Annotated in this window: 10 protein-coding genes; 5 read left to right on the top strand and 5 right to left on the bottom strand. The window is 74.3% G+C overall.

Annotated elements, in window-relative coordinates; translation table 11 throughout:
• Window positions 1-55: 55 nt before the first annotated feature.
• On the top strand, window positions 56-823 hold the full coding sequence (gene hisF, locus O7619_RS24345; RefSeq protein ID WP_282283622.1) for an imidazole glycerol phosphate synthase subunit HisF: 768 nt from the start codon (window positions 56-58) through the stop codon (window positions 821-823).
• 17 nt (window positions 824-840) lie between these two features.
• Here hisF and O7619_RS24340 read toward each other — a convergent pair whose 3' ends face one another.
• On the bottom strand, window positions 841-1,302 hold the full coding sequence (locus O7619_RS24340) for a hypothetical protein (protein ID WP_281587483.1): 462 nt from the start codon (window positions 1,300-1,302) through the stop codon (window positions 841-843).
• A 117-nt stretch (window positions 1,303-1,419) separates the two neighbouring features.
• Window positions 1,420-2,052: a hypothetical protein gene (locus O7619_RS24335; protein WP_282283621.1), complete on the bottom strand. Its 633-nt coding sequence runs from the start codon at window positions 2,050-2,052 to the stop codon at window positions 1,420-1,422.
• Between the two features lie 60 nt (window positions 2,053-2,112).
• Here O7619_RS24335 and O7619_RS24330 point away from each other — a divergent pair, with 60 nt between their 5' ends.
• The gene (locus tag O7619_RS24330) at window positions 2,113-3,564 is read left to right on the top strand and encodes a PLP-dependent aminotransferase family protein (protein ID WP_282283620.1); all 1,452 of its coding nucleotides are present in this window, start codon (window positions 2,113-2,115) and stop codon (window positions 3,562-3,564) included.
• Window positions 3,565-3,666: 102 nt separating this feature from the next.
• Entirely contained in the window at window positions 3,667-4,938 is a 1,272-nt protein-coding gene (locus tag O7619_RS24325) for a low temperature requirement protein A (RefSeq protein WP_282288930.1), read from the top strand.
• A gap of 72 nt (window positions 4,939-5,010) precedes the next feature.
• Here O7619_RS24325 and O7619_RS24320 read toward each other — a convergent pair whose 3' ends face one another.
• From O7619_RS24320 to O7619_RS24310, 3 genes are all read right to left on the bottom strand, one after another.
• Complete coding sequence (locus O7619_RS24320; RefSeq protein WP_282283619.1) at window positions 5,011-6,837, bottom strand: long-chain fatty acid--CoA ligase; 1,827 nt, start codon at window positions 6,835-6,837, stop codon at window positions 5,011-5,013.
• A gap of 101 nt (window positions 6,838-6,938) precedes the next feature.
• Window positions 6,939-7,889, bottom strand: a complete 951-nt coding sequence (locus O7619_RS24315) for a terpene synthase (RefSeq protein WP_282283618.1) — start codon at window positions 7,887-7,889, stop codon at window positions 6,939-6,941.
• A gap of 126 nt (window positions 7,890-8,015) precedes the next feature.
• Complete coding sequence (locus tag O7619_RS24310) at window positions 8,016-8,645, bottom strand: TIGR03085 family metal-binding protein (protein WP_282283617.1); 630 nt, start codon at window positions 8,643-8,645, stop codon at window positions 8,016-8,018.
• A gap of 216 nt (window positions 8,646-8,861) precedes the next feature.
• Here O7619_RS24310 and O7619_RS24305 point away from each other — a divergent pair, with 216 nt between their 5' ends.
• Window positions 8,862-10,712 carry an ABC transporter ATP-binding protein gene (locus O7619_RS24305; protein WP_282288929.1) on the top strand — a complete coding sequence of 617 codons (1,851 nt, stop codon included), beginning with the start codon at window positions 8,862-8,864 and terminating at the stop codon, window positions 10,710-10,712.
• A complete protein-coding gene (locus O7619_RS24300; protein ID WP_282283616.1) occupies window positions 10,709-12,481 on the top strand; it encodes an ABC transporter ATP-binding protein in 1,773 nt (590 codons plus the stop codon). Before O7619_RS24305 ends, O7619_RS24300 begins: the two co-directional genes overlap by 4 nt.
• Window positions 12,482-12,511: the final 30 nt, after the last annotated feature.

The following is a 12,511-nucleotide window of genomic DNA, read 5'->3' as shown; positions in this document are numbered from 1 at the left end:
TGTCCGGCCGCACCGGCCGGTCGCCGCCACCGTCGCGTTGGCTAGGCTTTCGGGCATGACGGTGGCGGTACGGGTCATCCCGTGTCTGGACGTGGACGCCGGGCGGGTGGTCAAGGGCGTCAACTTCGTCGACCTGCGCGACGCCGGCGACCCGGTGGAGCTGGCGGCGGCGTACGACCGGGCCGGCGCGGACGAGCTGACGTTCCTCGACGTGACCGCGTCGTCGAGCGACCGCGGCACCATGCTCGACGTGGTCCGGCGCACCGCCGAGTCGGTCTTCATCCCGCTCACCGTGGGCGGCGGCATCCGCCGGGTCGAGGACGTGGACACGTTGCTGCGGGCCGGGGCGGACAAGGTCGGGGTGAACACCGCGGCCATCGCCCGGCCGGAGCTGATCGCCGAGATCGCCGACCGGTTCGGCCGGCAGGTGCTGGTGCTCTCGCTCGACGTGCGGCGCGCCCCGGCGGGGGTCGCGCCGAGCGGTTTCGAGGTGACCACGCACGGCGGGCGGCGGGGCGCCGGCCTGGACGCGGTCGAGTGGGCCGCGCGCGGCGCCGAGCTGGGCGCGGGCGAGATCCTGCTCAACTCGATGGACGCCGACGGCACCAAGGCCGGGTTCGACCTGCCGCTGATCCAGGCGGTGCGCGGCGTGGTCGACGTGCCGGTGATCGCCAGCGGTGGCGCGGGCGCGGTGGCGCACTTCCCGCCGGCCGTCGGCGCGGGCGCCGACGCGGTGCTCGCGGCAAGCGTCTTCCACTTCGGCGAGCTGACCGTCGGCGAGGTCAAGGACGCGCTGCGCGGGGCCGGGCACCCGGTGCGCTGACCCGGGACGGCCGGCGGTCAGGGCCGGCCGGAGCGTCCCTCGGGGGACCGGCGGGGCATCGGGATGGACCGGACCACATATTCCTGCACGGCCGCCGCGTGGTCGTCCTCGTCGAGCTGCCACTCGGACTCGCCGGGCGGGTGCCGGCGGGTCAGCACGCCCTGCACGGTGTCGACGGTGGTGCCCAGCCCGGCGCTGGGCCGGGTGCGCCAGAGCCGTTCACCGTCCGGGGTGACCCGGAACCAGCCGTCGGAGACGCTGACCAGGCCGGCCCCGACGAGCCGGCGGACCGCCCCCTCGACCTCGTGCCGCTCCGGGATGGCCTGGTTGAGGTGGTCGGCGGTGGAGAGGACGTCGGTGAGGCGTACCCCCTCGGGGCGGCGTGTGGCGGCGGCCCGGCGGTGCCGGCCGGCGCCGCTCGCGATGACCAACGCGACGAAGATCCAGGCGTCGCTCCAACGCCATCCGTTCTCCCCCATGCACGCATGATGCCCGCCCGCGACGCCGGAGGAAACACCCGTTTTTCGCCGGCGCGCGTCGTTGCAGCTCAGAACCGGTGAAGCGGATTCGCCCGGTGGCGGTGGGCCGGACGCTGCTCACGCAGCGTAGGCGGTGACCGGTCGGGGTGGCATCGCGAAGATCGGGATGAACAGTTGGGCGAGCGGCCCGATGGCCAGCGCGTAGGCCACGGTGCCGAGGCCGACCGTCCCGCCGAGCAGCCAGCCGAGGCTCAGCACGGTCACCTCGATGGTGGTCCGGACCAGCCGGAGCGACAGCCGGGGGTGGCGGGCGGTGAAGCCGGTCATCAGGCCGTCGCGTGGCCCGGGGCCGAGACCGGCGCCCAGGTAGAGCCCGGTGGCGGCGCCGTTGGCGACGATGCCGGTGACCAGCAGCGCGGCGCGCGCCGGCAGGCCGTCGCCCGGTGGCAGCACGGCCAGGGTGGCGTCGACGACCAGCCCGATCACCACGACGTTGCTGATGGTGCCGAGGCCGGGCCGCTGCCGCAGCGGGATCCAGAGCAGCAGCACCACCGCGCCGACGGCGATGGTGACGGTGCCGAAGGAGAGGCCGGTCTGTCGGGCGAGCCCCTGGTGGAACACGTCCCACGGGTCCAGTCCGAGCCCGGAACGGACCATCAGCGCCATGCTGACCCCGTAGACGGCCAGGCCGGCGTAGAGCTGGGTGAGCCGCCGCACGGGCCGGTGCCGGAGATTGCCAAGCTGTGCCATGCATGCCACCCTAGGTGCCAATCGAGGGCGATCCAGAGGCCAATCGTGGAGGTGTGGCCCATGACCAGTCAGGTGCGCGGTGTCCAATTGGCGCGGTTGCTCGGTCAGTGGCACGCCCTGCCGGGCCGCCGCCGCAGCCCCGACTACGTGGCGCTGGCCGCCGCCGTCCGTGGCCTGCTGGCCGACGCCCGCCTCCCGCTCGGGATCCGCCTGCCGGCCGAACGGGAACTGGCCGAGGCGCTGCGAATCAGCCGGACCACCGTCACGGCCGCGTACCGCGAACTGCGGGAGACCGGCCACCTGGCCAGCCGGCGCGGCGCCGGGAGCTGGACCATGCTGCCGGGCACCCACCGGGTGGCCAGCACCGGCCTGTGGACGCCGCTCGACGACCGGGAGATGATCGACCTCGGCGTGGCCGCGCTGGCCGCCCCGCCGCAGCTCGTCCCCGCCGCCCGGGCGGCGGCCGAGGACCTGCCGCGCTACCTCGGCGGCGCCGGCTACCACCCGACCGGCATCATCGAGCTGCGCGAGGCGGTGGCCCGCGGGTACACCGAGCGGGGGCTGGCCACCAGCCCCGAGCAGATCATGGTCACCAGCGGCACCCAGCACGCGCTCGACCTGGTGCTACGCCTGGCCCTGTCGCCCGGCGGCGCGGTGCTCGTGGAGTCGCCCACCTACCCCAACGCGCTCGCCGCGCTCGCCGCCCGGCGGGCCCGGATCACCACCCACGGGCTCTCCGACGACGGTTGGGACGCCGACCTGCTGCTCGGCAGCCTCCGGCAGACCCGGCCGAAGCTCGCGTACGTGATTCCGGAGTTCCACAACCCGACCGGCCACCTGATGGCGGCCGACCTGCGGGAGCGGCTGGTCGGCGCGGCCCACGCGGCCGGCACCGACCTGGTGGTCGACGAGTCCTTCGTCGACCTACCACTGGACGGCACGCCGCTGCCGCCGCCGGTGGCGGTCTTCGACAGGCACTCCCGGGTGATCAGCATCGGCGGGATGAGCAAGCCCTACTGGGGTGGACTGCGGATCGGCTGGGTGCGCGCCTCGGCACCCCAGGTGCAGCGGCTGGCCGCGGCCCGGGTCGGGGTGGACATGGCCAGCCCGGTGCTCGACCAGCTCGTCGCGGTGCACCTGCTCACCCAGGCCCCGACCATCGTCGCGGCCCGCCGCGCGCAGCTCGCCGCCCAACGGGACGCCCTGGTCGCCGCGCTCGCCGACCGCCTGCCCGAGTGGCGGGTCACCGTGCCGCGCGGCGGCGTCACGCTCTGGGCCGAGCTGGACGGCCCGATCTCCAGCGCGCTGGCCCGGGCCGCCGAGGAGGTCGGCGTACGGCTGGCGCCCGGCCCCCGGTTCGGCCTGGACGGGACGCTGGAGCGGTTCCTGCGGCTGCCCTTCACCCTGCCCGCCACCGAGCTGGTGGAGGCGGTCGGGCGGCTCGCCGCCGTCCGCTACGACCTGGACCGGGCCGGCCGCCCGCAGTGGCGGGAGCCGAGCGTCATCGCCTGACGCCCGTTCCGGTGGCGATCGGTGGAACCGGGCCACCGGCTCGGCGGGTGCCCGCAGACTGCCCGGGTGGGAGACTCCGCCGGTGTCCGGTCGTCGCGCGCCGTGCGGGCCGGCGCGCCGGGCTCCCGGACCACCCGGCTGGAACTCTTCTACGACCTGGTCTTCGTCTTCGCGTTCCTCAGCGTCACCACGCTCACCGCCTCCGAACTCACCCCGATCAACCTCTGCCGCTTCCTGCTGGTGCTGGCGCTGCTGTGGTGGTCGTGGACCGGCTTCGCCGGGATGGGCAACGCGATCCGCGCCGACCAGGGCGTGCTGCCGCTCGTCGGCTTCGTCACCGTGGCGGCGACGTTCCTGCTGGTGCTCAGTGTCCCCGGCGCGTTCGTGGACCGTCCCGGCGGGCTGCCCGGCCCGCTCGTCTTCGCCGGCTGCTACTTCGTGATCCGGGTGGCCCAGCTCACCGTCTTCGGCTGGGTGGACCGCGCCGACCCGGTCCGCCGTCAACGGTTCCTCCTGCGTGCCTCGGTCCCGGCCGTGGCCACCGCGCTGCTGCTGGTCGCCGGCACGGTGCCGGCCCGGGTGCCGCAGGAGCGGTTCGCGGTGGCGCTTCAACTGGCGCTCTGGACGCTCGCGGTGCTTGTCGAGTACGTGGTCGGGTCCACCCTGGCCCGGCTCTGGTGGGTGGTGGTCTCGGCCGGGCACTGGGCGGAACGGCACGCGCTGATGGTGCTCGTCGCGCTCGGCGAGTCGATCATCGCGCTGGGGCTCGGCCCGAAACGCGGGCTGCCGCTGACCGGGCCGGTGGCGGTGGCCGCGCTGCTCGGCATCCTGATCGTGGCGGCGCTCTGGTGGGTCTACTTCGACACGCTGGCGTTCGCGCTGGAACAGGCGCTGCACCACGCCCGGGACCAGGCCGCCCGGCTGCGGCTGGCCCGCGCGGTCTACACGTTCCTGCACCTGCCGCTGGTCGCCGGCGTCATCCTCTACGCGCTCGGTCTGAAGGACCTGCTGGCCGAGGTCGCCGACCCGCCGACCCCGCACTGGGGCTGGCCGCTCGGCGACTTCTGGGGCGGCGTCATCTTCGGCGGCGTGGCGCTCTACCTGCTCAGCATCGCCGGGTGTTGGTGGCTGGCGGTGCGCGAGGTGCACCGGCCGCTGCTGGTCACCGTGGCGGCGCTCGCCGCGGCGGGCCCGGTCGCGTTCCGGATCCCGGAGGTGGTCGCGCTGGGCGTGCTGGGGGTGCTCACCGGCGCCGGCGTGGCCTGGGAGACGCGCAGCGAGGACGGCCGCCGGCGCCGGGTGCGCCGGCTCGCCCTGGAGGAGCAACTCGCCGCCGAGGCCGAGCAGAGCCGGTGGCGACGGCGGCACCTGTGACGCTCGGCGCCGTTGCGCGCGGGCCGTGCCCCGGGACGGTGGGGCACGGCCCGCGCGGCGTCCGGGGGCGCGTCACAACTCGGCGAGCGTGCCCTCGTACATCTTGTCGATCTCGCCGGCGAAGTTGGTCTCGACGCTGCGGCGCTTGATCTTCAGCGACGGGGTGACCTCGCCGTCGGCGATGGTCAGGTCACGGGGGAGGATCGTCACCTTCTTGATCGTCTCCCAGCGGTTGAGCTTGGCGTTCAGCTCGGCCACGTAGCCCTCGACCATCGCCTGCGCCTCCGGCGAGGTGACGATCGCGGTGTAGTCCCGCCCCTCCAGCGGCGTGCCGGCGGCCCAGGCCCGGATCGCGTCCGGGTCCAGGGTGACGAGCATCGTGCAGTAGTTGCGGGCCTGCCCGATCACCACCGCCTGCGAGGTGTAGGGGCAGACCGCCTTGAACACGCCCTCGATGTGCGACGGCGCGACGTATTTGCCGCCGGACGTCTTGACCAGGTCCTTCTTCCGGTCGGTGATGCGCAGGTAGCCGTCGTCGTCGAGCGTGCCGATGTCGCCGGTGCGGAAGAAACCGTCCTCGGTGAACGCCTCCGCGGTCTCCTCGGGCAGGTTGTGGTAGCCGCGCATCACCGGACGGCCGCGGAGCAGGACCTCGCCGTCGGTGTCGATCCGGCACTCCAGGTCGCCCATGGCGCGACCCACGCTGCCGATCTTGAGCCCGTCGGGCGGGTTGACGAACGCGCCGGCGCTGGTCTCGGTCAGGCCGTACCCCTCGGAGATGGGCAGGTTCGCGGCGGCGAAGAAGGTGGCGATCTCCTGGCTCAGCGGCGCCGCGCCGGAGACCAGCACCCGCATCCGGCCGCCGAGCCGGGCCTGGAGCTTGCTGAAGACCAGCTTCTCGGCCAGCCCGTACTTCAGACGCAGTCCGGTCGGGACCGGCTTGCCGGCCTGCTCCAGCGCGACCTTCTCCTTGCCGACCGCGACGCCCCAGGCGAAGATCTTCGCCTTCGCGCCGCCGGCGCCCTGCGCCGTGGTCACCGCCTTGTTGTAGACCTTCTCGAAGACCCGGGGCGCGCCGCACATCAACGTCGGCCGGACCACGGCCAGCAACTCGACCAGCTTGTCCACCCGGCCGTCGACGTAGGTGGGCAGCCCGACGTGGGTGGCGCCGCAGAGCAACGTCTTGCCGAACGAGTGGGACAGCGGCAGCCACAGGTATTGCAGGTCGTCGACGCGCAGCAGGCCCAGCTCGGCCTGCGCCACCCCCTCCCAGCACCAGCCACCGTGCAGCAGCTCCACACCCTTGGGCCGGCCGGTGGTGCCCGAGGTGTAGATCAGGGTGGCCAGGTGGTCCGGTCCGATGGCGGTGACAAGCGTGTCGATCAGGCCGGGCTCGGCCGCGAGCGCCGCCGCCCCGCGTTCCTCCAGCTCGGCCAGGGTGAGCTGGGGGACGCCGGCCGCCGGGTCGGCCGTCCCGTCGAGGAGCACCACGTGGGTCAGCGCCGGCAACTCCGCACCGGCGATCTTCGCCGCCTGGTCCGGGTCCTCCGCGAACAGCACGCGCGAGCCGGAGTCGGCGAGGATGTAGACCGCGTCCTCGGGCTCGGTGGTGGGGTAGACGGTGGTGGTGGCCCCGCCGGCACACATGATGCCGAAGTCGGCGAGCACCCACTCCAGCCGTGTGTTGGCCAGGATCGCCACCGGGTCCTCAAGGCCCACACCGAGCCCGTGCAGCCCGGCCGCGATCGCCTTGGCGCGCTGCCCGACCTGCTCCCACGTCAACCAGACCGGGCCCGAGCCGTCCTGGGCGGGGTGGGCGAACGCGTGCCGGTCGGGGGAGTCCGCCACGCGCTTGAGGAACATGTCCGGTACGGATCGGTACGGTATGTCGAGAGCCATCGTTGGCGCCGCCTTCGGGGTGGAGGGGCGTGACGGGGGTCACGCCGATCTGCGGTTACCGAAGGGTATTGCCTGTACCGGGGCAGCGGCTAGCCCCGGGATCAGGTGTAGCGGGCGGCGGCGCGGGACCAGTCGTACGTGGCCCGGACCCAGTCCCGCCGGGTCGCCAGGAACGCGCGCAGCCCGTCGTCGGCCCCGACGGCAAGCGCCGCGTCCCGTTCCGCGTACGCCGCGAGCGCCGCGTTGAACCGGGCCGCCGCCGCGGCGAGCGCCGCCTCCTCGCCCTGCCCCGTCTCGCCGGCGATCGTGGTGACCAGGTTGTGCGTCGCCGGAGTGTCGCCGCGTTCCTTGGCGTAGGAGAACAGGTCGTTGCACCAGCAGACCAGGTCGGTGGCGAGCGCGTCCAGCACGGCCAGCGCCGGATCGGCCCGGTGGGCCGGCCCGGATCGCGCCGGATGGGTCAGGTCGGTCACCGTGAAGCTGGGCCGCACGCCGCCGGTGTGCCGGCGCATCTGCACGTACTCGGCCACCCCGGGCACCCGGTGACGTTCCCGGTTGGCCGCCTCCCAGAGCAGCGCCAGCAGGTATTCCCGCAACTGGCTGACCAGGCGCAACAGCAGCGCGGGCCGCTGCGCCTCGCGGGCCCGCCGGCACAGGTCGTGCAGGGCCACGGCGAGCGGATTCCCGCCGGCCGGGCCGGACGGGGTCGGGTCGCCGAGCCGGTCGAGCACGGTCAGCAACGCCGCCACGGTGGGCGCGAGCCGGACCGGGTCGGTGCCGAGCCCGTCGTCGTCGCAGGCGTCGTCCACCACGAACAGCCAGTTGATCAGGTCGGTGAGCAGGCGCAGGCCGCCGGGGGACGCCTCCGGGCAGGCCCGCCCGGCCAGCTCGGCGGCGTGCGCGCCGGCCAGTCGGCGCTGCCCGGCCGGGTCGTCGACCAGGCCGAGGTCACGGACCCAGCCGGCGCTCTCCCCGGCGACCCGTTCGACGGCGGGGTGTCGCCGCGCCGGAAAGGGCGGCACGTGCAGTGCGGAGAGCGCGAAGCCACGCATCCGTGTCTCCTGTCCGCCTCCCGGGCGGCCGGGTGGCGGGCAGGAGCGTACGGCAGAAACGGATCGATGAGCATTGTTGGAGATGCAATTTTCACCATAGGTCGGTCACCGGCCGCCTACCCTGGGTCACAGGCCCAGTTCGGCGGCGCGTAGGCGCTGTGCGGCCTCGGTCGGACCGTCCACCTGGACCCGGGCCACCCGCTGCCGGCCGGTCAGGAACAGGACGAGCTCCCCCGGCGCGCCCACCAGGCGCAGCCGTGCGCCGCCGCGCCCGGCCCGCACCTCGCCGTGCCCGGGCGCCTGCACCAGCACCTCGGCCGGGAAACGCCGCAGCGCCATCCGGGCCAGCAGGGCGACCCGCTTCCACAGCACCGCCTGCTGCCCGGCCGGGAGGTCGCGTGGACGCCAGTCGGACCGGGCCCGGCGCACGTCCTCGTGGTGGATGAAGAACTCCATGCCGTTCGCCAGCTCGTCGGTGAGCGGGTTGCTCGCCGGGCTCCACACCGGCGGGCGGCGGACCCGGGCGACCAGGTCGGCGTACGGGCCGGCGGCGATCCGGCGACGGACCGCCTCGCCGTAGCCGCGCAGCGGCGGCAGCAGGAGCCCGCCGGCCGCGTCCGGCCGGCGCTCCCGCACCAGCAGGTGCGCCGCCAGGTCACGGGTGGTCCATCCCTCGTTGACCGTCGGCGCGTCCGGTCCCAGTTCCAGCATCAGGTCGGCGAGCGCCTCGCGCTCCGCTCGGGCGTACCGCGGCATGGCCCGATCGTAGGCCCCACCGCGCGGATCGGCGCGCGGTAACCGCGCGGCGGGCGGCGACCGGCCGGACACCGCCCGCCGTGGTCGGTGGTCCGTGGGAACGTGACGGCGGACATATCCGCGCGGGTCGGCGGCGGTGGCGGCGAGCGGTAAGGATGGGGGAGAAAATTGCGGCTTACGGCGGGGGCGAGCGTGGCGAGCGGGACAAGTCGGGACATCCTCGGCAGAGGGATGCGGGTGCTCGGCCAGGCGATCCGGGAGCAACCCCGGATCTTCGCGGTGGCGGTCACCGGCAGCGTGCTCTTCGGCGTCCTCGTGATCGCCAGCGCGTACGTGATCGGCGCGGTGGTCGGCGAGGTGGTGGTGCCCGCGGTCGAGCGCGGTGAGGTGGCCACCAGCGCGCTCGCGCTGGCCGCGGCGGCGCTGTTCGGGATCAGCGTGCTGCGGGTGGTCGGCATCTTCGGCCGGCGGCTCGGCGCCGGCTACATGCAGTACCGGCTCCAGGCCGCCTACCGCCGCCGGGTCACCCGCCGCTACCTGGACCTGCCGCTGGCCTGGCACCACCGCAACTCCACCGGCACACTGCTGTCCAACGCCAACTCCGACGTCGAGGCCGCCTGGTATCCGATCGCGCCGCTGCCGTTCGCGGTCGGCACGCTCGTGATGCTCGTCGGCGCGGTGGCCTCGCTGTTCCTCACCGACTGGGCGCTGGCCCTGGTCGGCCTGGCGGTCTTCCCGGCGCTGTTCGCGCTCAACGTGGTCTACTCCCGCCGGATGGCCCCCCGCCAGGCCCGCGCCCAGCGGCTGCGGGCCGAGGTCAGCGGCATCGCCCACGAGAGCTTCGACGGCGCGCTCGTGGTCAAGACCATGGGCCGCGAGTCGCAGGAGACCGCCCGCTTCGCCGCCCGCGCCGGTGAGCTGCGCGACGCGCTCATCGCGGTCGGGAAACTGCGCGGCGTCTTCGACCCGATGCTGGAGACCCTGCCCAGCCTCGGCACGCTGGCCGTGCTGGTGGTCGGCGCGGTCCGGCTGAGGCAGGGCGCGATCGACGTCACCGAGCTGGTCAGCGTCGCCTTCCTCTTCACCGTGCTCGCCTTCCCGGTGCGGGCCATCGGCTGGGTGCTGGCCGAGCTGCCGCGCAGCGTCGCCGGCTGGGACCGGGTCCGCCGGGTGCTCGACTCCACGGGCGAGATGCCGTACGGCGACGTGACGCTCGACCCGGCCACCCGGACGCCTGCCACGCTGGGCTTCACCGACGTCCACTTCGGCTACGAGCCGGCCGAGGCGCACCTGCCCGGCACCGAGGTGCTCGGCGCGGTGACGTTCACCGTGCCGGCCGGCAAGACGGTCGCGCTGGTCGGGCCGACCGGCGCCGGCAAGTCCACCATCGCGTCGCTTGCCGTACGCCTGGTCGACCCGCGCTCCGGCCGGGTCGCCCTGGACGGCGTGGACGTGCGCGAGCTGACCGCCGCCTCGCTCGCCGCCACGGTGGCGCTCGTCGCCCAGGTGCCGTTCGTCTTCGACGACACCGTCCGGGCCAACATCACGCTCGACCGGGCCGGCATCGGCGACGACGAGGTGTGGGCGGCGCTGCGGCTGGCCGAGGCGGACGGATTCGTCGCCGCCCTGCCGGACGGGCTGGACACCATGGTCGGCGAGCGGGGCACGTCGCTCTCCGGCGGTCAGCGACAGCGGCTCACGCTGGCCCGGGCGCTCGCCGGGCGGCCCCGCCTGCTGGTGCTCGACGACGCCACGAGCGCCGTCGACCCGCGCGTCGAGGCCGCCATCCTGGCCGGCCTGCGCGCCCCCACGGGTGGGGGCGCGCAGGCGTCGATCCTGGTGGTGGCCTACCGGCGGGCCACCATCGCGCTCGCCGACGAGGTGATCTACGTCGAGCAGGGCCGGGTGGTCGCCCGCGGCACCCACCCCGAGCTGCTGGCCACCGTGCCCGGTTACGCCGACCTGGTCACCGCGTACGAGCAGGCCGAGCAGGAGCGCGAGCAGAACCGGACGTACGACGAGGTCACGCCGGTGCCCTCCGGCCTGGAGATGGAGGTGGACCGGTGACTGTCGCTGCCGAGGCGCGGACCGAGACGACCTGGGGGACGCTGCGGCGAGGGCTGGCGCTCTCCCCGGAGCTGAAGACCGGGCTCGCCGCCACGCTGGCGCTGGCGCTGGTCTACATGGTCGGCCGGGTGGCCGTGCCGGTGGCGGTGCAGCGCGGCATCGACCACGGCATCGTCGGCGGGCTCGACCTGGACGTCATCTCCCTGACCGTGGCGGTCACCGTCGCGGTGCTGGTGGTCACCACCACCTGCGGCTACCTGATGATGCGCCGGCTGTTCACGGTCAGCGAGACCGCCCTGGCCGGCGTGCGCACCCGCGCGTTCCGGCACGTGCACGACCTGTCCATGCTGCACCAGCAGTCCGAGCGGCGCGGGTCGCTCGTCTCCCGGGTCACCAGCGACGTCGACCAGATCACCCAGTTCCTCCAGTGGGGCGGCGTGATCCTCGTCGTCAACCTGGGCCAACTGGTGGTCACCACCGCGGTGATGCTCGCGTACTCCTGGCAGTTGACGCTCGTGGTGCTCGTGGCGTTCGCGCCCGCGGTGCTCATCATCCGGCAGCTCCAGCGGCGGCTCGCCGGCGCGTACGGGCTGGTCCGGCAGCGGACCGGCACGCTGCTCGGCGCGATCGGCGAGAGCGTCGTGGGCGCGCCGGTGATCCGGGCGTACGGGATCGCCGGGCGCACCGCCCGGCGGCTGGACGCGGCGATCGACGGGCAACGGGTGGCCCAGCAGCGGGCGATCCGGATCAGCATCCTGGGCAGCTCGGTCGGCGAGCTGGCCGCCGGCCTGGCGCTGGCCGGCGTGGTGGTGGTCGGGGTGAGCCTCGGCGTCGACCGCACGTTGTCGGTCGGCCAGCTCACCGCGTTCCTGTTCCTGGTCACGCTCTTCATCCAGCCGGTGCAGATCGCCACCGAGGTGCTCAACGAGGCGCAGAACGCGATCGCCGGCTGGCGCCGGGTGCTCGACGTGCTGGACGTCGAACCGGACGTCGCCGACCCGGGCGAGCAGGGCCGGGAGCTGCCCGGCGGTCCGCTCGACGTCCGCTTCGCCGGCGTGACGTTCGCCTACCCGGGCGGGCCGCCGGTGCTGCACGACGTGACGCTCGACATCCCGGCGAAGAGCCGGGTGGCCGTGGTGGGCGAGACCGGCAGCGGCAAGACCACGTTCGCCAAGCTGCTCACCCGGCTGATGGACCCGACCGAGGGCGAGGTGCTGCTCTCCGGCGTCGACCTGCGCCAGGTGCGCTTCGACTCGCTGCGCGCCCGGGTGGTGATGGTGCCGCAGGACGGTTTCCTGTTCGACACCACGGTCGGGGAGAACGTCCGCTTCGCCCGGCCGGAGCTGACCGACGCGCGGCTCACCGCCGCCTTCACCGAGCTGGGCCTGGCCGACTGGCTGGACGGGTTGCCGGCCGGGCTGGACACCCCGGTCGGGGAGCGGGGCGAGGCGCTCAGCGTCGGCGAGCGGCAGCTCGTGGCGCTCGCCCGCGCGTACGTGGCGGACCCGGACCTGTTGGTGCTGGACGAGGCGACGAGCGCGGTCGACCCGGCCACCGAGGTCCGTCTCCAGCGGACGCTCGACGCGGTCACCCGGGGGCGCACCACGCTCGCCATCGCGCACCGGCTCTCCACCGCCCAGGCGGCCGACGAGGTGATCGTGGTGGACCGGGGCCGGATCGTCCAGCGTGGAGCACACGAGGAGCTGGTCCGCGACACCGACTCGGTCTACGCCCTGCTCTACGCCTCCTGGCTGGAGCAGACCCGCTGACCGGAGCGCTCGTGCCGGCCGGGATCCGTC

The sequence above is a fragment of the Micromonospora sp. WMMD998 genome, assembly GCF_029581235.1.
Lineage (GTDB): Bacteria > Actinomycetota > Actinomycetes > Mycobacteriales > Micromonosporaceae > Micromonospora.
The sequence above is the reverse complement of the archived record's forward strand: the minus strand, read 5'-3'. Positions and strand labels throughout refer to the sequence as shown.